Genomic DNA, 234 nt, shown 5'->3' on the forward strand with positions numbered 1-234 from the left:
GCGAGACGAGTTACATCAACAAACTCCGACGCCTTGCTCAACGGGAGCCGGACTTTATTGATATACACGTCCATCTGGCATATGCATTTCTGGAACAGAATGCCCCGCGTAAGGCACTGAACGCCGCTCTTAAAGGACTGGCGGCAGGTAATCGTATCATCCCGGAAAGTTTCTGTGGTGAAATAATCTGGATGCATCCCGAAAACCGGCCTTATCTGCGCGCGCTTTATGCAG

The 234-nt window shown here is 51.3% G+C and carries 1 protein-coding gene; it reads left to right on the top strand.

Features of this window, described 5'->3' with window-relative positions:
• Positions 1-234, top strand: a 234-nt coding sequence (locus tag SB764_RS44795) for a hypothetical protein (protein ID WP_410867410.1), incomplete at both ends; no start/stop codon positions are given.

This window comes from Paraburkholderia sp. SIMBA_027 (assembly GCF_046535315.1).
GTDB classification, from domain to species: domain Bacteria; phylum Pseudomonadota; class Gammaproteobacteria; order Burkholderiales; family Burkholderiaceae; genus Paraburkholderia; species Paraburkholderia tropica.